Genomic DNA, 19,972 nt, shown 5'->3' on the forward strand with positions numbered 1-19,972 from the left:
ACTATTAGCCCAAGTGAGAGATGTGTTAGTTTTCGTGCGACTTAGTTGGATTTAACGACCTAGTAAGCAATGATAACTAAATAGTTTAGTTTTGCTCTAACGCCTCACGAACGGGTCTAAAACTTTTACGATGCTCAGGCAGTACGCCGTGCTCCGCCAATGCCTCAAAGTGGGCTTTGGTAGGGTAACCTTTATGTTTTTCAAATCCATACTCTGGGTATTGCCCAGCAAGAGCGTCCATCTCTCTATCGCGCACGACTTTGGCAATAATCGAAGCAGCGCTTATCGCATCGATAAGACCATCGCCTTTAATTATTGCATGACTTTCAACGCCAAAATCTGGGGTACGATTACCATCGACTAATACACTAGTCGGCTTAATCGTCAGGCCTTTAACGGCACGCTGCATCGCTAACATAGTCGCATGTAAAATATTGAGCTCGTCGATCTCCTCTGGCGAGGCTGAACCCACACTCACACTCAAGGCTTTCTGCTGAATTTGTTCAAACAACAGTTCTCGCTTTTTCTCTGACAGCTTTTTAGAGTCGTTTAATCCTTCAATAGGATTGTTAGGATCTAAAATCACTGCAGCGGTAACAACATTGCCGATAAGCGGGCCGCGCCCAACTTCATCGACGCCAGCGTAATGACCCACACAAATTTGTGTCACCTGCTCAGGCGTGATCCCTTTGATAGTCGCCATTATGCTATTTCCTCAATTAACTTAATTACCGCGTCTGCCGCTCGAGCACTGGCATCACATCTGAGTGTCTGATGCATCTGCATGAAGCGCTCATAAATAGGCTTAAAATCATTATCGAGTTGCACACCAACCGCCTTGGCGATCTTCTCTGGGGTACAATCAGCCTGGATAAGCTCTTCGACAATATCGTCATCGGCGAGCAGATTTGGCAATGAATAACGCTTAGTGAGCATCATGCCTTTGGCTATACGATAGGTTATTGGACTAACGCGATAGGCTACAACCATAGGGCGCTTAACGAGCATGGCCTCTAATGTTGCCGTCCCCGATGCGAGCAAAATGCAGTCTGCGGCCGCCATGACTTCTCGTGACTGACCTTCGACTAAATGAATTTCTAAATCCGGCGCGTGTTCACGTAATGCTTGCTCAAATTGATCACGACGTTTTTGATTCACCAAAGGCGTAACAAACTTGATATCGGGGTAGCGCTGTTTAATAAGGCTTGCCGCTTTGACGAAAGGCTCGGCTAACATCTTAAGCTCGCCACCGCGAGAACCGGGGAGTATTGCTAAATACTCTGAGTCTGAATCGAGTCCAAGTAATGCTCTCGCCTGCGCCTTATCGCTTTTTAACGGAATATCATCGGCTAACGTATGGCCCACAAACGTACAAGGCACTTGATATTCATCATAAAACGCTTTTTCAAAAGGCAGTAATGACAACACCATATCAGTGGCCTTAGCAATTTTGAAAATACGCTTTGGTCGCCAGGCCCACACGGACGGGCTAACGTAATGAACAGTCTTAATACCACGGTTCTTAAGCTTTAGCTCTAGTCCAATATTAAAGTCTGGCGCATCGATACCAATAAAGCAGTCTGGTTGTATCTTAACCAACTCATCTATCAGGGTTGCCCGTACTTTTAGTAATCTTGGTAAACGCGATAAGACTTCGACAATGCCCATTACCGCCAACTCTTCATAAGAGAAGATTGACTCAAAACCAAGGGCTTCCATACGGGGCCCGCCTATACCAACAAACTTGGCGTCAGGATATCGAGTTTGCAGTGCTTTAATTAAGCCTGCCCCTAAAATGTCACCCGAGATCTCTCCGGCAACCATTGCAAATACACGAGGATTGTTTGAACTCATAGGATGGCGTCTGTCATTGATAATGAGATGGAAACAAAGAACCCGCTTTTACACGGGTTCAGGGCTTGGACTAGCGAATGATGCCTCGTTGTGAGGAGGCAACAAAGTCTATAAGAGACTTAACTTGCTCATCGTCCACCGCAGCCTCTTTAAGCTGCTCAACCGCTTCGGCCACCGTCAAACTGCTGCGATATAGAGTCTTATAGGCTCTGCGAACCGAAAGCTGAGACTCTTTAGAGAAGCCTCGACGTTTCATGCCCTCGAGGTTCAAACCTCTAGGAATGGCTGGTTGACCCGAAGCCATTACAAATGGAGGGACATCATTGAGGATCAATGAACTACCTGCGGTAAACGCATGGGCACCAATATGCACAAACTGATGAACGCCAGTCATGCCGCCTAAAATAGCCCAGTCACCAACGTGTACATGGCCAGCAATCGAAGCATTGTTAGCCATAATCACATTGCTGCCAACCACACAGTCATGAGCGATATGCACATAAGCCATAAATAGGTTATTTGAGCCAATACGTGTTTCCCACTCATCTTGAGTCGTACCACGGTGAATCGTTACCGATTCGCGGATCACGTTATTGTCACCAATAATCAAACGAGTTGCTTCGCCCGCATACTTTTTATCTTGGCAATCTTCACCCACTGAAGCGAACTGGTAGAACTTATTGCCTTTACCAATAACGGTTGGTCCTTTCACAACAACGTGTGAGCTGAACCAGCAATCATCGCCAATCTCAACATCAGCACCGATATAGGTCCAAGGACCGATCGTCACATTCTTGCCAATCTTAGCGTCTGGGTGGATGTAAGCTAATTTATCAATCACTTAGAAATCTCTCTACGTGCACACATGATCTCGGCTGAACAAACTACCTCGCCATCCACTTTAGCAACGCCAGTAAATACGCCAATCCCGCGGCGCTCTTTAATCATTTGCACTTCAAAATGAAGTTGGTCACCAGGTTCAACAACACGCTTAAAACGTGCTTTATCGATACCGGCGAAATAGTATAACGCGTCATTAGACGGCTCTTCACTCATGGTTTTAAAAGCTAACAAACCAGTTGCCTGTGCCATCGCTTCTAAAATCAGTACACCAGGCATCACTGGCTGAACCGGGAAGTGTCCCTGAAAGAATGGTTCATTGATAGTGACGTTTTTAATGGCATGTAGGGTTTCACCAGGAGTGAAATCTAGCACTCTATCGATCAATAAAAATGGATACCTATGAGGTAAAAATTTTAGGATCTCTTTAATATCCATTGTATTCAATTGATTTGACACGAAATTTTCCTTTATCTGCTCACTGCAGTCATTCATTTACTTTACGTTATTTTCCAGCGTTTTAACACGTTGGAATAGCGTATCTAACTGTCTAAAACGAACGGTATTCTTGCGCCAAAGCTTGTTATCCATCGCAACTGTGGCCGATGAATAAACGCCTGGCTCTCTTACCACGCTCGTAATGTTGGTACTACCGGTAATATGAACGCCGTCAGCAATACTTAAGTGCCCTGAAATCGCACAATTACCACCAATAATACAGTGCTTACCGATAGTCACGCTGCCAGCTACCACCGTACAACCAGCAATAGCCGTATTAGCACCGATAATATCGTTATGGGCGATCTGAACTTGGTTGTCGATAATCACACCATCGTGGATTTCAGTATGCTCGATGGCTCCTCTATCCACTGTTGTATTTGCACCGATCTCAACTCTGTCACCGATGCGAACGCCACCGGTTTGTGGAATTTTGATCCACTGACCACGTTCGTTGGCATAACCAAAACCATCGGACCCCAAAACCGCGCCAGAGTGAATAATACAATCTTGGCCTAAATGGACATTGTGATAAACGCTAACGTTCGCCCATAAGCGAGTATTTGAACCAATGACACAGTCTTGACCCACAACGCTTCCAGCACCAATTTGTACATTGTTGCCTAGAATAACATTCTCACCAATAACCGCGTTAGCACCAATCGCCACGCCTTCGCCTAACATAGCAGAGGAGGCTATCTGTGCCGATGGATGGATATCCTCGGCCGCTTTTGGGGTGGTATCGAGAAACTGCGCGATGCGTGCAAAACCCACATATGGATCTTTTAATATAATCGCATTGCCTGTGTAGCTTTCTGCATCTGTGGCCGTCATCAGAATCGCCGACGCAGCTGTAGTTTGCAGCTGCGAGCGATATTTTGAATTTGCCAAGAAAGAGATTTGACCTGGACCTGCTCCGTCCAAGGTGCCTACCGTTGAGATCTCAACAGTATCATCACCTTGAACGTCTGCATTTAAATGGTCAGCCAGTACTCTTAAAGTATAGCTTTTCATCTATCTACTTGCCTTTACCTAAAGCTTCAACCACTTTGTTACTGATGTCAGCGCTAGGCTTAACATAGATAACGGCACCACGTTGAAGCACCATGTCATACTGCTCTTTTTCAGCAATAGAGTTAATTGTCTTTTGAACTTCTAGAAGTAGCTTGTTTTGCTCTTCACCGTTACGACGACGCATATCTTCATCTAACGCTTTGCCTTTCAATTGTAGCTCAGCTTTCATAGATTCCATTTTGCGCATCATGTCAGTCTTCTGCGTTTCGCTCATTAATGCAGCATCACGCTGTTGCTTTTCTAGCAAACCACGAAGCTCTTCCTGCATCTTTTGTACTGCGGCGACGCGATCACCAAATTCAGTTTTTAATGTCTCATTGACTTGCTCGCGCTGAGGTAACTGCTCAAAAACTGCTTGCATATCAACTACTGCGATCTTCTCTGCATGCGCCGCTAAAGGTGCACCCATAAGAACCATAACCATCACTGCGCGATTCAACATCTTATTCAAAACAAACTCCTTGATCTCAGCAAAACTTGCCGATTTTTAAATTGATTTTAGAAAGTTTTACCAATATTAAACGAGAAGATTTCTGTTTCATCATCCTCGTATTCCTTGATTGGCCATGCCAGGCTAAATACCATAGGTCCCATCGGTGATAACCACTGCACGCTCATGCCCCAAGAGGCACGAATACGGCTCGGATCGCTATAATCTTGCAGTCTATCAAACTCTTCAACCGGAAGATAACGATATGAATCGTAGTCAAACTCAGTGTCCCATACGTTACCGGCATCGACAAAGAAACTGGTACGTACAGAATTTGTATAAGCCTCATCCAAGAATGGCGTTGGCACAATTAACTCTAGGCTTGCTGTTGCAATGGCGTTACCACCAATTGAGCGACCTGAGCTAACCTGGATTTGGTTAGGATCTCCCGGCAAGCTACAACCTTCTCCGGATGGATCCGGTGCACATGGCTCACTGCCACGATATAAGTAGAAAGAACGCGGTCCGACCGAGTTAGACTTAAAGCCACGCAGTGAGCTACTACCACCTGAGTAATAGTTTTCCCAGAATGGTAGGATCTGGTCGTTATCATTAAACTGACCATAACCGTTACCATAACCTAAACGGCCACGCGCTAGCACAACAAAACTGTGCTTACGATCAATCGGGAAATAGAAGTTGGTATCAAAGTCTGCCTTAAAATATTGCAGATCTGAACCTGGTACCGTCATCTTACCGTTCAAACGTTGTGATGAACCGTCTGACGGGAAAGTGCCTCGGTTCAAGTTACTACGAGACCAACCTAAACTCAGTTCGAAGTTATCAAAACTTAAACCTGCATTAGGGTCATCACTATCACGGTAAATGTCGTAAAAGCGAATCGCTTGCTCATAGGCCGAGATTTCAGAAATTTCGTTATGACGATAACCGATACCACCGTTAATTCGGTTGTATTCGTTAATAGGGAAACCCGAATTTAATGAAATACCATAAGAGCTGTTCTTATAGGCTTCAAGGTTTGCCTCGTCAGCATCAAACTCACTCCAGTAGATGCTACCACCTAGACTGACGCCATCTTTAGTAAAGTAAGGGTCGGTGTAGTTAATATTGACGTTCTTCGAATACTTGTTGGTGTTTAAGTTAACACCCGCTTGGTTACCCGTACCTAAGAAGTTACTCTGCTGCACACCAAACTGTAGACTTAGTCCAGATTCAGTACCATAACCGACACCTGCGTTAAACGAGCCCGATGGCTGTTCTTTTACATTAAATGCCACGTCGACTAAATCATCCGAACCAGGCACTTGTACCGTTTCAGTATCGACGGTTTCAAAATAACCAAGACGGTTAAGGTTAGACTTAGACAGCTCTACTTGTGCAGAGTTAAGCCATGCACCTTCCATTTGACGTAACTGACGGCGCATTACTTCATCTTTAGTAACCGTGTTACCGCTGAAGCTAATGTTACGTACATAAACGCGCTTGCCTGGGTTGATGTTGATATTAAGATTAACTTCTTTAGTCTCATCATCAATTTCAGGATAGGTTTTAACTTCTGGATAAGCATAACCAAATCGACCTAAGTATTTACCGTACATCTCTTCAGTAAAGGTCACGTCGCCGCCGTTATACATATCGCCTGACTTTAATGGCAAGATGGCTTCTAACACCTCTTCCTTACCCATTAAATCACCCGTTAAATTAACGTCTTTAACTTTATATTGCTCACCTTCATCAACATTGATAGTAATATAAAGTCCTTTACGATCAGGCGTCATAGCAACCTGAGTAGAGGTCACATCGAAACGAATATAACCACGGTTTTGATAGTAAGTTTTAATCGTTTCAAGGTCAGCTTGCAGCTTCTGCTTTTGGTAGCGACGCTCACCAAACAGATCCCACCAAGCAACATAATCTTTAAGCTCTAACATACCAATCAACTCAGCATCGCTGAACTCGGTATTACCCACTATATTGATTTGGCGAATTTCGGCGGCTAGACCTTCGGTAAAGGTAAACTTAAGCTCAACTCGGTTACGAGGTAAGTTAATGATTTCGGCCTTCACTTTAGCGCCGTACTTACCGACGCCGTAATAGAAATCTTGTAAGCCTTTTTCGATACCAGAGAGCATGGTGCGGTCTAGCGACTCACCGACTTTTACGCCGGAGCCATCTAAACTTTCTTGCAGCTGCTCATCTTTAATATCTTTGTTACCTTCGAAGGTAACAGAGCTAATGGTTGGACGCTCAGTGACTTTAACTACGAGCACGTTTCCGTCCCGGAGCACTTCAATTTTTTCGAAGTTAGTTGACGCATACAAGCTTTTAATCGCTTGCTGCAATTTTAATTGATCAACAGTATCCCCAACCTTCACAGGTAAGTTAAGCAAAGCCGCACCGAGTGCCACTCGCTGTAAACCTTCAACTTGGATATCAGCTACTTCAAAAGGTTGGAATGTCTCTGCCCAACCGTTCCCTGAAAAAGACGCTCCGACTAATAACATCGAGGCAAAAAGTTTATTCAATCTCATAGAGCACTTCTAATTATTTGTCTGTCCTTGCTCAGAGTCGGGAAAAGTCATTGAAAAGCGCAACACTCATCAACATCAGCAGCAAAGCTGCCCCAATTCTGAATCCAATTTCCTGTACCTTCTCCGGTACAGGCCTGCCTGTAATTACCTCTACGAAGTAATACAAAAGGTGTCCTCCATCTAACACTGGCAAAGGCAATAAGTTAATAATGCCTAAGTTCACGCTAATCAATGCAAGAAAACCTAAAAAATATACCAGTCCAACGTCAGCACTGTTTCCCGCACCTTGTGCGATAGAAATAGGACCACTCAAGTTTTTAACTGAAACGTCACCAGTAAGTAACTTGCCAATCATCTTAATGCTGACAGAGACAAGTTGCCATGTTTTATCGACCGCAACAGGAAAAGAGTCTAAAAATCCGTACTCCAGTTGCACTTTCATGTTCTCAGGCCAAGGCTCAGACGTCGGTGCCACACCGATAACGCCCTCGAGTTTACCCTCGGCATTCTCACGAGTTTTCGGCGTCACCTTAATTGCTAACTGTTCTCCATCGCGGCGTACCGTGATAGTGACAGTTTCATTAGCTGAGCCCTGAATAATCTCTACGAAACGAGGCCAACCTTTATAGGTCTCACCATCAATTGCAACTAAGGTATCCCCCACCTTAATCCCTGCAAGCCCCGCGGCGCCGTCATCACTGACTAATCCAAGCTTAGGTAAAATCGCTGGACGATACATACCTAAGCCAATAGCCGTGATAGGCAATTCTTTCTCTGGATTAAATTTCCAATCTTGAGTGTTAAGCGAATAGGTTTTCTCATCGCCTGAAGAGCCTTCCAAGCGAGACAATGGCGCAAGGGTAATATCAACCTTACTGTCACCAATATGTCCGGCTAGAGCAAGATTGACCTCTTCCCAATCTCTGACCTTTTGACCACCGACAGCCATCACCTGCAACGGCTCTTTAACAATGATCTGCGCAGCTGGAGTGCCAGCAACAGTCGAGTCAATAACGGGCTTAATTGCGGGGACACCAATGAGGTACATGGCGTAGAGTGCAATAATGGCAAAAAGGAAATTAGCGATGGGGCCTGCGCTGACAATGGCGATTCGCTGCCAGACAGATTTACGGTTAAAAGCTTGATCTTTTAATTCTTCAGGGACATCGTCAACACGCTCATCGAGCATCTTAACGTAACCACCCAGTGGGATAGCTGCAACGACATATTCGGTGCCATCTTGACCAGTTCTTCGCCAAATGGCTTTACCAAAGCCAATAGAGAAACGTTCTACTTTAACTCCACAGCGACGAGCCACCCAAAAGTGCCCATATTCATGGGCAGCAATTAAAATCCCTAAAGCAACAATAAAGGAACCTAAGTTCCATAAAAAATCTATCATCCCTTCCCTCTGAACTAATTCAGCTTACTGATGGCATCTAACGTATATCGGCGGCTTTGTGCATCTAATGCCAAGATATCGTCAATATTATTTAATGGATGCGTTGCCGTATTCATTAAGCTCTGTTCGTTTATTTTGGCTATGTCGGTAAATCGAATCTTACCGTCTAAAAATGCCTGTACTGAAATTTCGTTAGCCGCATTTAGTACGGTCGTTGCTTCTTGCCCTTGCTTACACGCTTCAATCGCCAGCGCTAAACATGGGAAACGATTGAAATCAGGTTCTAAGAAGCTTAACTGTCCGACTTTGAAAAAGTCTAAAGGTTCAACTCCCGAGTTAATTCTTTGTGGAAACGACATACAATGAGCAATCGGTGTACGCATATCAGGATTACCCAATTGTGCTAACACAGAGCCATCACGGTACTGCACCATAGAATGAATCACACTTTGGGGGTGAATCACAACCTTTAGCTGCTCAGGACTGGCGTTAAACAACCAACGTGCCTCAATATATTCGAGGCCTTTGTTCATCATGGTCGCCGAATCAACCGAGATCTTACGCCCCATAGACCAGTTAGGATGCTTACACGCTTGATCGGGGGTCATGCTTGATAACGTTGATAAATCGGACGTTAAAAACGGCCCGCCAGATCCAGTAAGCAAAATATGCGATACGCCAGCGCCAGTTAAGTCACAACGGCCTATTTCAAGCTGCGAACGCTCAGATAAACATTGGAAAATGGCGTTATGTTCACTATCTACTGGCAACACCTGCGCACCAGATCTTTGCATCGCTTCAATAAACAACTGTCCAGACATGACTAACGATTCTTTGTTAGCCAACAAGACTCGTTTACCCGCTTTAACTGCAGCAAGAGTGGAAGGTAGACCTGCAGCGCCGACGATTGCCGCCATCACGGTATCAACCTGACTGCTACTCACTAGAGACAAAAGCTCATCTTCACCAGTAGTCACTTCTATATTAAGGTGGCTTGGAAGTTGCTGCTTGAGCAGTTGAGCCGCTTTTGCATCGACCATATGGGCAATCTTAGGCTGATGCTGAACACAGATCTCTAGCATCTTGGCGACATTGGTATTTGCCACTAGCGCAAAAACCTTGTACTGCTTAGGATTACACGCCACAACATTCAAGGTGCTGGCACCAATGGAGCCTGTTGCGCCTAAAATCACCATATTTTGCATTTAGTTACATCCAAAAAGCTATATAGATTAATGTGAATACTGGTAAGGCTGCCGTTAAGCTATCGATGCGATCTAGCACGCCACCATGACCAGGAAGAATGTTGCCAGAATCTTTAATCTTCGCGACGCGTTTAAACATACTTTCAGATAGGTCCCCAACAGCCGAGGCTAAGGCAATAAAGAGTGTCACACCGATAATTAAGCCAAGCTCCTGCTCAGGTGAAAAATACATCACCCCCGCAACCACAACCATAGTGGTCAGCAAGCCACCAAGTAGACCTTCAATGGTTTTTGCAGGACTTACATTTGGCATAAGCTTTCGTTTACCAAACTTTTTCCCCGCAAAATAGGCGCCAGAGTCTGTTGCCCAAACGACCAACATCACCAAGAAGACCAAGATACCACCGTAGTACGGTGAAGCTTGAGTACTTAGGGCCTTAAGAGAGATAAGTGACACGAAGCAAGGGATCAGAGTCAACTGACCAAACATGGATTTGAGCATGTGACTCTTTTCCCAGAAGCGAGCGCTTTTTGGGAAAGATAGCACCATGATAAACGAGATAAACCACCAGAAACCACCAATCAGTATGACCCCTAGGAATATCGGGTGCATCATGCCTCTTAGCCAGATCTCGTCGGTTGGAACTAAGATATTCAGCGCGGTTAACAAGACGCCAATAGTGACTGTGAAACTCCACTGAGTCATTTCACAGTTACTATCGATAATACGTCCCCACTCTTTAGCGGCGATTAAAAAGACTCCCAATAGTGCCCAAGAAAAATACTCAGTAGGTAGACCGAAGATGGCACCAAAAACTAAGGGGATTAACCAAATTGCTGTTATTATTCGTTGTTTTAGCAAAAAACTTCCCTCATAAATTATTACAAAGATCGGATGGTATCGATTTGAGTTCCTGTCAAACCGAATCGACGCTGCCGATTAGCAAAAATAGCAATCGCGTCTTTAAACGCATCCTCATCAAAATCCGGCCACAAGGTGTCAGTAAAGACTAACTCTGCATAAGCGGCTTGCCACAAGACAAAGTTACTGATGCGATAGTCACCACCGGTGCGGATCATTAAATCAACTTCGGCTTGATTTTGCATGCACAAATGCTCACTTAAGGCCTCTTCGGTAAACTGAGTGCTGCTCATTTCACCAGATTCCACCTTAGCTGCCAGTTTTTGTGCAGCTTGCATAATGTCCCAACGTCCACCATAGTTCGCTGCCACATTAAGCACTAAATCATTATTGTCAGCCGTTTTCTCTTCTGCCGCAGCAATTTGCTTTTGCAAACGCGGAGAAAATCGACTGATATCACCGATAATATTGAGGCGAACCCCATTGTTGTGCAGCAACTTAAGTTCACGCTGTAGCACAGTAAAGAATAGTTCCATCAACAAGCTGACTTCTTTGTCAGGTCTGCGCCAGTTTTCACTAGAAAACGCAAACAAAGTTAATGATTCAACTCCTAAACTACGGGCCGTACTTACTGCTCGTCTAACAGCCTTAACACCAGCCTTATGGCCGATAACTCGAGGCTTTCCCTGAGCCTGCGCCCAACGCCCGTTACCATCCATAATGATAGCAACATGTTTAGGGATCGACTGTTTGACCAAGGCGGATATTTCGCTTGGTAAGGTCTGTGTCACTTCAGTGTCAGACTGGGAATCGATTGACATCTATTACAACCCTTAAAAATAGACAAACGCCGTGTAGTATACCTCTACACGGCGTCTTAACTCTAGGGCATGTTGACTATTCGAGTTTAATTTTTGTTCAAGCTCAGCGCTTTTATTACAAGGCGTGAGCTATGAAGCTTAATAAGCTAGACGAAAAGTTCGCTATCTCTCACTAAAAAAGCAAGAAACACTCAAAAGCGTCTTAAAACCAACTCAAACGTTGAACACCCCATCACTGAAGGGCTCTATTTTAGAACTCCATCAGTTCCTTTTCTTTAGCAGCTAAAATGTCATCGATTAGCTTGATGTGTGCATCAGTTAACTTCTGCACATCGTCTTCACTGCGACGTACATCATCTTCTGTACACTCTTTCTCTTTCTCTAACTCTTTAACATTTGAGTTAGCGTCACGACGTACGTTACGAATCGCAATACGACCATTTTCAGCTTCAGCGCGAACAACCTTAATCAGATCCTTACGACGCTCTTCAGTCAATGCTGGTAATGGAATGCGAATGGTCGCACCCGCTGACATTGGGTTTAGACCCAAATCTGAGCTCATGATTGCCTTTTCAACAGCGGCAATCATAGTACGGTCAAATACAGATACAGTTAATGTACGTGCGTCACCAACTGAAACACTCGCCACTTGCTTAAGTGGTGTCAGAGAGCCGTAATATGGTACTTGAATTGTATCAAGAAGACTTGGGTGTGCACGGCCTGTACGTACTTTAGCCATTTGAGTTTTAGTCGACTCTACACACTTGACCATGCGTGTTTGTGCATCACTTTTAATTTCGTTTATCACTTTATATGTCCTTTTAAGTCACTAGGTGCTGCGTTTCTTAGGTTCGCCTCAATAAGCATGTGACATGATGAACGTTAAGCCTAAATAGTTAAGCATAGCCGTTCATCTCGTCACGACACATTGAACTTGAGCTCAAGCCTAAGCTAAGCTCGAAAGAGCTGCAGCTCTCGTTTGATTAACCAGCTTTAATCATTGTGCCTTCTTGCTCGCCCATGATTACGCGGCGCAAAGCACCAGGCTTATTCATGTTAAATACAAGCAGTGGCATATTGTGGTCTCTGGCCATGGTAAATGCAGCCAAATCCATTACTTTCAATTCTTTTTCGAGTACTTCATTGTACCCCATCACATCATATTTGACGGCGTCAGGATTTTTAACTGGATCATCTGAATAAACACCATCAACTTTTGTGCCTTTAATCACAACTTCTGCTTCAATCTCGATACCGCGTAAACACGCAGCAGAGTCAGTTGTACAGAATGGGTTACCTGTACCAGCAGCAAAAATAACAACACGGCCAGATTTAAGCAAACTAATTGCTTCCGCCCAGTTGTAGTCATCACAAACGCCTTTTAGCGGAATGGCTGACATTAAACGTGCATTTACGTATGCACGGTGCAACGAATCGCGCATTGCTAAGCCGTTCATCACTGTTGCTAACATGCCCATGTGATCGCCCACTACGCGGTTCATACCCGCTGCAGCTAGACCTTCACCGCGGAACAAGTTACCACCGCCAATGACAACACCCACCTGAATACCTAGCTCAACTAGCTCTTTGATCTCCTGACCCATACGGTCAAGCACTTTAGGATCAATGCCGAAGCCTTCTTCGCCCATTAGGGCTTCACCACTTAGTTTTAAAAGAACACGACGAAAAGCAGGTTTAGGATTGGTACTCATATTTATTAGTCCTGATTATGGCGATAGGGAGTAGTACACTTAACAAGTTTGCTCGAGCTAAATCTAGTCAAAAAAAAACCTGTTGAGTACATACGATAAGACCGCAGCAATTGCTACGGTCTTATGTTTGCTAAATAAGGAGATTAAGCCTTATTAGTAGCAGCGATTTGTGCAGCTACTTCAGCAGCAAAATCTTCTTCTTTTCTTTCGATACCTTCACCAACTTCTAAACGAATGAAGTTAGTTACTGAAGCGCCTTTCTCTTTAAGAATTTCGCCAACAGTTTTCTTTGGTTCCATGATGAAAGCTTGACCAGTAAGAGAAACCTCACCAGTGAACTTCTTCATACGACCGATAACCATCTTCTCAGCGATTTCAGCTGGCTTACCTTCGTTCATAGCGATTTCGATTTGTAGAGCTTTTTCTTTCTCTACAACTTCAGCAGGAACGTCAGAAGGGTTAACATACTCAGGCTTAGAAGCAGCAACGTGCATAGCGATGTGCTTTAGAGTCTCTTCGTCAGCTTCACCAGCTACAACAACACCGATACGCTCGCCGTGACGGTATTCAGCTAGGTTAGCGCCATCGATGTACTCAACGCGACGTACGTTGATGTTTTCACCGATTTTAGCAACTAGAGCAACACGAGTTTCTTCAAACTGCTCTTTAAGTGCTTCGATAGTAACTTTTGATGCAGCAGCAACGTCTAGAACTTCGTTAGCGAAAGCTAGGAAGTTAGAATCTTTTGCTACGAAGTCTGTTTGACAGTTAACTTCTAGTAGAGCAGCGTAACCTTCGCCTTGCTTGATAAGGATAGTACCTTCAGCAGCGATGTTACCCGCTTTTTTAGCAGCCTTAGCAGCACCGCTCTTACGCATGTTATCAATTGCTAACTCGATGTCACCGTTAGTTTCAGTCAGTGCTTTTTTACAGTCCATCATGCCAGCGCCAGTGCGGTCACGAAGTTCTTTAACTTGGGCAGCAGTAATTGCCATTGCTAAATCCTCTACAGATAATTTTTCAAATTCAATAGATAAGAAACAGGGGCCAATCATATTGAATGAAAGCGCCCCTGTTCACCAATCATGTATCTTGGTTAATAAGGGTGATGAAAACTCATCGACCGTTATTATTCAGCTTCTACGAAACCGTCTTGCTCAGCTTGAACAGCTAGGTCTTGACCACGGCCAGCTTTCGCAGCAGCAGCAACAGACTGAGTGTATAGACGGATAGAGCGCATAGCATCATCATTACCAGGAATGATGTAGTTGATACCGTCTGGAGAAGAGTTTGTATCAACAACAGCAACAACAGGAATACCTAGGTTGTTAGCTTCTTTAATAGCGATATGCTCGTGGTCTGCACCGATAACGAAAATTACGTCTGGTAGACCAGCCATGTTCTTGATACCACCTAGAGATTTCTCTAGCTTCTCAAGTTCACGAGTACGCATTAGCGCTTCTTTCTTAGTCAGCTTGTCGAAAGTACCGTCTACAGACTGGCTTTCAAGGTCTTTAAGACGCTTGATTGATTGACGAACTGTTTTCCAGTTAGTCAACATACCACCTAACCAACGGTGATCAACGTAGTACTGATCACAAGAAACAGCAGCTTCTTTGATAGCTTCGCTTGCAGCACGCTTAGTACCAACAAAAAGAACTTTACCTTTCTTAGATGCAACGTTGCTGATAAAAGCAAGTGCTTCGTTGAACATAGGTACAGTGTGCTCTAGGTTGATGATGTGAACACCGTTACGAGCGCCGAAGATGAATGGCTTCATCTTTGGGTTCCAGTAACGAGTCTGGTGACCGAAGTGAACACCGGCTTGTAGCATGTCGCGCATTGAAACTGTAGTCATTTTATTTACCTTAAAAATGGGGGGTTAGACCTCCACATATCCCATATCTTCGACCCGAAAAGGGCACCCCGAAGAACGTGTCGATATGTGTGTGATTTAGTATTTATCAATAGCCATGTATAATGGCCGCCATCTTAACTCGGGCGAACCACCTTGAGGTGGGATCGACAAGAGTCAAACATAACGGCGCGCTTTATACCATAATTTGAAAAAAAGCACAAATATTTACGTCGTTTTTTGGGCAACCTCGTCATATAGAAAGACGACTAATTTTAGACATTGAAAGACATTAAGAGACATTAGAATGAGTATAGTAATTAAGACTGCTGAAGAGATTGAAAAGATGCGTGCCGCGGGTAAGCTGGCCGCTCAAGTGCTCGAGATGATTGCCCCACACGTAAAAGCCGGTGTAACCACAAACGAGCTTAATGATATTTGCGCTAAGTATACCGAAGAGCAGGACGCTATCTCAGCTCCACTTGATTATCACGGCTTCCCAAAATCAATTTGTACTTCGATCAATGATGTGATCTGTCACGGTATTCCAAGTGACCGTCCACTCGTTGATGGTGATATCGTCAATATTGATATCACAGTAATCAAAGATGGCTACCACGGTGATACTTCAAAAATGTTCCTCATTGGCGATGTCAGTCCAAAGAACGTACGTCTTTGCCGTATCGCTCAAGAAGCACTTTACACCAGTATTAAAAAAGTAAAACCTGGTATGAAACTAGGTGAGATCGGAACCCTGATAGAGAAATTTATTAAGTCAAAGAAAACCGGCCTCGAGAAGTACAGTATTGTTACCGATTATTGCGGTCACGGTATTGGTGCAGGCTTCCATGAAGAGCCACAAGTAATGCATTACAAAAATAATGACAAAACCGTACTTCGAGCGGGTATGTGTTTTACTATCGAGCCGATGATCAATGCGGGTCGTCACACCAGTGTTTTAGATAAGAAAGACAACTGGACGGTTACTACCTCTGATGGTAAAAATTCAGCTCAGTGGGAACACACGCTTTTGGTCACTAAGACTGGCGTAGAAGTGCTAACCTTAAGAGAAGAAGAAAAAGAGCTACCTAGAGTAATCAATCACTAATTTCGATAGCTCGTTAAGTTAAGTTTAAAAGGCGTGATGATTCACGCCTTTTTTATTAACTGCAAATTAACGTTCAAATAGCCAACAAACACCTGCACCAAAATAGAACAACTTACGTGATTCATCGCTTACTCATCATTAATCACCATAAAGCCCTTTAAATTCGTGGTTTTTGCATAGATAATCGTTCTCAACGGATCCGTTCTCGAAGAAGAGATTTGATGAATAGTGCTCAATCTGCCAAAAACGCTTTAATCGACTTAAACCAAACGATATTGGAAAGCTTTAATGCGAAATCAGATATTCGTTCGATAGTGAGTACTCGCTGTCAACATGTCGATAAGCTACTTCAGCAGCAATGGAGTGCACACAAGCTAGATCACTATCCCATAGCTCTGGTTGCCGTGGGCGGCTATGGCCGTGGAGAATTGCACCCTCAATCCGATGTGGATCTGCTGTTTTTGACAGAAGCCGAGTTATCTCATGACGCCGAGCAGGCATTGAGTGCCTTCATCGCCTTTATTTGGGATGCAGGCCTAGAGGTAGGTCATAGCGTTCGCAGTATCGAACAAACGTTAGAGCAAGGTCGCGCCGATATCACAGTTGCGACCAACCTACTCGAGTCGCGCCTTTTATGCGGCCCTCAGGCCCTATTTACTCTCCTTTATCGTAACATTCGTCAAGATGATTTTTGGCCAAGCAGCGATTTTTACGTCGCTAAACGTGATGAACAGGCCGCCCGTCATAGCCGCGCTAATGCATTTGACTTAGAACCGAATCTTAAAAGCTGTCCTGGTGGTCTTAGAGATATTCAAACCGTCGCTTGGGTGGCTATGCGTCACTTCAATGCCGAAAAATTTGAAGAACTGGTGTTTCACGGATTTCTAGAGCCGATTGAGCTCGATGAATTACTGGAAGCTCAAGACTTTTTATGGCAATTAAGATGTTCATTACATCTTATATCTGGTCGTGATGAAAACCGATTGTTATTCGACCTGCAACCTCAGGTTGCTAAACTGATGGGCTATGAAGACGGCACCCAACTAGCCGTCGAGCAAATGATGAAGAACTATTACCGCACAGTTAGGCGTGTAATGGAACTCAATCAGATGCTACTTCAGCTATTCAAACGGGCAACACTAGGCCATATAAAAGCCTTAGAAGTGGTGTCAATTGATGAACAGTTTCAGCGCAGAGGCCAATTTATTGAGAGTTTAAGTTATGATCTCTTCGATAGCCCAGAAAACATCTTAAAGCTGTTTTTGTGTGTCGCAAAAAACTCTAATATAAAATCCATTTATGCCTCGACGCTGCGCAGTTTACGTCGAGCTAGGCGTGCGCAGCCTCAGGCGCTCATGTATCACGAGTCCTGCCGTCAGTTGTTTATGCAGATCCTACGTCACCCTCGCGGTATCGTATCCCTTTCCTTGATGCATAAACACGGCGTACTTTCTGCTTACCTACCCGCTTGGCGTGCTATCGAAGGTCAGATGCAATTTGACCTATTCCATGCCTATACCGTTGATGAGCATACCCATAGATTACTGCTCAACATCGAAAGTTTTTCTCAGCCAGAGCAAAAAGAGGAATTCCCTCTTGGCTCAGTACTCATTAATCAACTGCCTAAGAAAGGCTTATTGGTTCTTGCTGCAATTTTTCACGATATCGCTAAGGGCCGTGGAGGCGATCACAGTAAGCTTGGCGCTACCGACGCGTTAGACTTTTGTAAGTTACATGGCATGAACGATCATGATGGCCGCCTAGTCAGTTGGTTAGTGGAAAATCACCTAGTCATGTCTGTTACTGCCCAGCGCCGTGATATTTCCGATCCCGATGTCGTTGCAGATTTCGCCGAGCGCGTTCGTGATGCAGTGCACTTGAGTTACCTCTATTGCCTAACGGTTGCCGATATCTGTGCTACCAATGAGAAAACTTGGAATAGCTGGAAAGGCTCACTTCTGCGAGATCTGTACTTTTCCACTCAGCGAGTTCTCTCCCGAGGCAAAGAAAAGCCGGTCGATATCCGAGCACGGGTACGAGAACACCAAGCTAAAGCTAAGAAAGAGTTACTGCGACGTGGGATCAAAGAGAAAGATCTAGACGCGTTATGGCAACGCTTTAAAGCCGATTACTTTCTACGCAGCCAACCTAATCAGATAGCTTGGCACGCAGAAGCTATCATCAAGCATAAGCAAGATGAAGCCTTAGTTCTGATCTCTAAACATGTAACGCGCGGTGGTACCGAACTGTTTGTCTACGGCAAAGATAAACCCAAGTTGTTTGCTACCGTGATGGCGATATTAGACAATAAGAATATTACTGTTCATGACGCGAGCATCATGACCTCCAAAGACAACTATGCGCTAGACTCTTTTGTTATTTTGGAACAAGATGGCGAGCCTGTGTCGCAGCTTTCCAGGATCCAAGGGATCAAGAAGACGTTAATAAAAGCCTTAAGTAATGAAACGCCTAAGTTGCCAAAGTTTAGAAATCTTTCAAGAAAGATGAAACCTTTTAAAGTTGCAACCCAAGTGAGTTTCCCTGAGACCCGAAGCCATGGTAAAAGTATGATGGAACTCATCGCACTCGACTCACCTGGATTACTCGCAAGAGTCGGTGAAGTATTTTATCGCTGCGAAATAACCCTGCTTGCCGCAAAAATCACCACCATAGGTGAGCGGGCGGAAGATTTCTTTTTGTTGCAAAGCGCTGACGGGCAACAACTCGATGCCATGCAACAAGCTAAATTACGTGAAGCACTGACCTGTGCTTTATAGATTTTTTTAAACAAAATATTGGGAGAAGTTAATGGAGGCTTTACGCCAACGTATTGAGGCGGCTTTTGAAGCGCGCGCAGAGATCACACCAGCAACAGTTGAACCAAGTGTTCGCGCTGATGTTGAAAAAGCGATTGCTATGCTAGACACTGGCGAAGCCAGAGTTGCCGAGAAAATTGACGGTCAGTGGCATGTTCATCAGTGGTTGAAAAAAGCCGTACTGCTTTCATTCCGTATTTTCGACAATCAAGTCATCGATGGCGCAGAAACCAAATACTTCGACAAAGTGCCAATGAAGTTTGCCGATTATGACGAAGCGCGTTTCCGTAAAGAAGCGATTCGTGTTGTACCACCAGCAGCGGTACGCAAGGGCTCATTTATTGGTAAGAACACAGTTCTAATGCCATCTTACGTTAACCTTGGTGCTTATGTTGATGAAGGCTCTATGGTTGACACATGGGCAACTGTAGGCTCTTGTGCTCAAATTGGTAAGAATGTTCACCTATCTGGTGGTGTTGGTATCGGTGGCGTTTTAGAGCCTCTACAGGCAGGCCCAACCATTATCGAAGATAACTGTTTCATCGGTGCACGTTCTGAAATCGTTGAGGGCGTTATCGTTGAAGAAGGCAGCGTGATCTCTATGGGCGTTTATATCGGTCAAAGCACGCGTATTTTTGACCGCGAAACTGGTGAAATCCATTATGGTCGTGTGCCAGCGGGTTCTGTCGTTGTTGCCGGTAACCTACCTTCGAAGTGTGGTACTTATAGCCTATACGCTGCAATCATCGTTAAGAAAGTTGATGAGAAAACCCGCGGTAAAGTCGGCATTAATGAGCTACTGCGCATCGTTGACTAAGCCCTATAGCTAAGCGCTAAGTCTACTCAAGAATCCCGCCTATGGCGGGATTTTTTTATTCTTTCACAATTGACACACTTTGACATCTACAGACACACTTTGTGCCCTTCTCAACATCTTGATACA

At 44.5% G+C, this 19,972-nt stretch carries 18 protein-coding genes; 3 read left to right on the forward strand and 15 right to left on the reverse strand.

Features of this window, described 5'->3' with window-relative positions; translation table 11 throughout:
* Positions 1–85: 85 nt before the first annotated feature.
* The 15 genes from rnhB to rpsB all read right to left on the reverse strand — a co-directional run bounded on the left by rnhB (position 86) and on the right by rpsB (position 15,108).
* Positions 86–703 carry a ribonuclease HII gene (gene rnhB / locus Q1A86_RS04280; RefSeq protein ID WP_299803270.1) on the reverse strand — a complete coding sequence of 206 codons (618 nt, stop codon included), beginning with the start codon at positions 701–703 and terminating at the stop codon, positions 86–88.
* The gene (gene lpxB / locus Q1A86_RS04285; RefSeq protein ID WP_299803272.1) at positions 703–1,854 is read right to left on the reverse strand and encodes a lipid-A-disaccharide synthase; all 1,152 of its coding nucleotides are present in this window, start codon (positions 1,852–1,854) and stop codon (positions 703–705) included. Before lpxB ends, rnhB begins: the two co-directional genes overlap by 1 nt.
* A 70-nt stretch (positions 1,855–1,924) precedes the next feature.
* Complete coding sequence (gene lpxA, locus Q1A86_RS04290) at positions 1,925–2,695, reverse strand: acyl-ACP--UDP-N-acetylglucosamine O-acyltransferase (RefSeq protein ID WP_299803275.1); 771 nt, start codon at positions 2,693–2,695, stop codon at positions 1,925–1,927.
* On the reverse strand, positions 2,692–3,153 hold the full coding sequence (fabZ, locus tag Q1A86_RS04295) for a 3-hydroxyacyl-ACP dehydratase FabZ (protein WP_041411562.1): 462 nt from the start codon (positions 3,151–3,153) through the stop codon (positions 2,692–2,694). The genes lpxA and fabZ overlap by 4 nt, the downstream gene beginning before the upstream one ends.
* 36 nt (positions 3,154–3,189) lie before the next feature.
* On the reverse strand, positions 3,190–4,206 hold the full coding sequence (gene lpxD, locus Q1A86_RS04300) for a UDP-3-O-(3-hydroxymyristoyl)glucosamine N-acyltransferase (RefSeq protein ID WP_299803278.1): 1,017 nt from the start codon (positions 4,204–4,206) through the stop codon (positions 3,190–3,192).
* Between the two features lie 4 nt (positions 4,207–4,210).
* Entirely contained in the window at positions 4,211–4,708 is a 498-nt protein-coding gene (locus tag Q1A86_RS04305) for an OmpH family outer membrane protein (RefSeq protein ID WP_299803917.1), read from the reverse strand.
* Between the two features lie 56 nt (positions 4,709–4,764).
* On the reverse strand, positions 4,765–7,248 hold the full coding sequence (bamA, locus tag Q1A86_RS04310) for an outer membrane protein assembly factor BamA (protein ID WP_299803281.1): 2,484 nt from the start codon (positions 7,246–7,248) through the stop codon (positions 4,765–4,767).
* A 31-nt stretch (positions 7,249–7,279) separates the two neighbouring features.
* Positions 7,280–8,650 carry a sigma E protease regulator RseP gene (gene rseP, locus Q1A86_RS04315; RefSeq protein ID WP_299803283.1) on the reverse strand — a complete coding sequence of 457 codons (1,371 nt, stop codon included), beginning with the start codon at positions 8,648–8,650 and terminating at the stop codon, positions 7,280–7,282.
* Positions 8,651–8,664: 14 nt separating this feature from the next.
* The gene (ispC, locus tag Q1A86_RS04320) at positions 8,665–9,855 is read right to left on the reverse strand and encodes a 1-deoxy-D-xylulose-5-phosphate reductoisomerase (protein WP_299803285.1); all 1,191 of its coding nucleotides are present in this window, start codon (positions 9,853–9,855) and stop codon (positions 8,665–8,667) included.
* Positions 9,856–9,859: 4 nt separating this feature from the next.
* Positions 9,860–10,717, reverse strand: a complete 858-nt coding sequence (locus Q1A86_RS04325) for a phosphatidate cytidylyltransferase (protein ID WP_299803288.1) — start codon at positions 10,715–10,717, stop codon at positions 9,860–9,862.
* A 20-nt stretch (positions 10,718–10,737) separates the two neighbouring features.
* On the reverse strand, positions 10,738–11,538 hold the full coding sequence (uppS, locus tag Q1A86_RS04330; protein WP_299803290.1) for a polyprenyl diphosphate synthase: 801 nt from the start codon (positions 11,536–11,538) through the stop codon (positions 10,738–10,740).
* 250 nt (positions 11,539–11,788) lie between these two features.
* A complete protein-coding gene (gene frr, locus Q1A86_RS04335; RefSeq protein ID WP_299803293.1) occupies positions 11,789–12,346 on the reverse strand; it encodes a ribosome recycling factor in 558 nt (185 codons plus the stop codon).
* A gap of 175 nt (positions 12,347–12,521) precedes the next feature.
* On the reverse strand, positions 12,522–13,250 hold the full coding sequence (gene pyrH, locus Q1A86_RS04340; RefSeq protein ID WP_299803296.1) for a UMP kinase: 729 nt from the start codon (positions 13,248–13,250) through the stop codon (positions 12,522–12,524).
* A 143-nt stretch (positions 13,251–13,393) separates the two neighbouring features.
* Positions 13,394–14,245: a translation elongation factor Ts gene (gene tsf, locus Q1A86_RS04345; RefSeq protein ID WP_299803298.1), complete on the reverse strand. Its 852-nt coding sequence runs from the start codon at positions 14,243–14,245 to the stop codon at positions 13,394–13,396.
* Positions 14,246–14,379: 134 nt separating this feature from the next.
* Complete coding sequence (gene rpsB / locus Q1A86_RS04350) at positions 14,380–15,108, reverse strand: 30S ribosomal protein S2 (RefSeq protein ID WP_028768063.1); 729 nt, start codon at positions 15,106–15,108, stop codon at positions 14,380–14,382.
* A gap of 304 nt (positions 15,109–15,412) precedes the next feature.
* On the opposite strand from rpsB, the gene map reads away from it, so the two are divergent.
* The 3 genes from map (at position 15,413) to dapD (ending at position 19,846) form a co-directional block, all read left to right on the forward strand.
* Positions 15,413–16,213, forward strand: a complete 801-nt coding sequence (gene map, locus Q1A86_RS04355; protein WP_299803304.1) for a type I methionyl aminopeptidase — start codon at positions 15,413–15,415, stop codon at positions 16,211–16,213.
* Positions 16,214–16,434: 221 nt separating this feature from the next.
* Complete coding sequence (gene glnD, locus Q1A86_RS04360; RefSeq protein WP_299803307.1) at positions 16,435–18,990, forward strand: bifunctional uridylyltransferase/uridylyl-removing protein GlnD; 2,556 nt, start codon at positions 16,435–16,437, stop codon at positions 18,988–18,990.
* A gap of 31 nt (positions 18,991–19,021) precedes the next feature.
* Positions 19,022–19,846 carry a 2,3,4,5-tetrahydropyridine-2,6-dicarboxylate N-succinyltransferase gene (dapD, locus tag Q1A86_RS04365; protein ID WP_299803310.1) on the forward strand — a complete coding sequence of 275 codons (825 nt, stop codon included), beginning with the start codon at positions 19,022–19,024 and terminating at the stop codon, positions 19,844–19,846.
* Positions 19,847–19,972 lie beyond the last annotated feature (126 nt).

The sequence above is a fragment of the uncultured Shewanella sp. genome (assembly GCF_947497935.1).
Classification (GTDB): domain Bacteria; phylum Pseudomonadota; class Gammaproteobacteria; order Enterobacterales; family Shewanellaceae; genus Shewanella.

Bases quoted from the DNA above. Each gene is read 5' to 3' on its own strand.
- rnhB (WP_299803270.1), bottom strand. From the start codon at position 703: ATGGCGACTATCAAAGGGATCACGCCTGAGCAGGTGACACAAATTTGT.
- lpxB (WP_299803272.1), bottom strand. From the start codon at position 1,854: ATGAGTTCAAACAATCCTCGTGTATTTGCAATGGTTGCCGGAGAGATC.
- lpxD (WP_299803278.1), bottom strand. From the start codon at position 4,206: ATGAAAAGCTATACTTTAAGAGTACTGGCTGACCATTTAAATGCAGAC.
- Q1A86_RS04305 (WP_299803917.1), bottom strand. From the start codon at position 4,708: ATGTTGAATCGCGCAGTGATGGTTATGGTTCTTATGGGTGCACCTTTA.
- bamA (WP_299803281.1), bottom strand. From the start codon at position 7,248: ATGAGATTGAATAAACTTTTTGCCTCGATGTTATTAGTCGGAGCGTCT.
- rseP (WP_299803283.1), bottom strand. From the start codon at position 8,650: ATGATAGATTTTTTATGGAACTTAGGTTCCTTTATTGTTGCTTTAGGG.
- ispC (WP_299803285.1), bottom strand. From the start codon at position 9,855: ATGCAAAATATGGTGATTTTAGGCGCAACAGGCTCCATTGGTGCCAGC.
- uppS (WP_299803290.1), bottom strand. From the start codon at position 11,538: ATGTCAATCGATTCCCAGTCTGACACTGAAGTGACACAGACCTTACCA.
- pyrH (WP_299803296.1), bottom strand. From the start codon at position 13,250: ATGAGTACCAATCCTAAACCTGCTTTTCGTCGTGTTCTTTTAAAACTA.
- tsf (WP_299803298.1), bottom strand. From the start codon at position 14,245: ATGGCAATTACTGCTGCCCAAGTTAAAGAACTTCGTGACCGCACTGGC.
- rpsB (WP_028768063.1), bottom strand. From the start codon at position 15,108: ATGACTACAGTTTCAATGCGCGACATGCTACAAGCCGGTGTTCACTTC.
- map (WP_299803304.1), top strand. From the start codon at position 15,413: ATGAGTATAGTAATTAAGACTGCTGAAGAGATTGAAAAGATGCGTGCC.
- glnD (WP_299803307.1), top strand. From the start codon at position 16,435: ATGAATAGTGCTCAATCTGCCAAAAACGCTTTAATCGACTTAAACCAA.
- dapD (WP_299803310.1), top strand. From the start codon at position 19,022: ATGGAGGCTTTACGCCAACGTATTGAGGCGGCTTTTGAAGCGCGCGCA.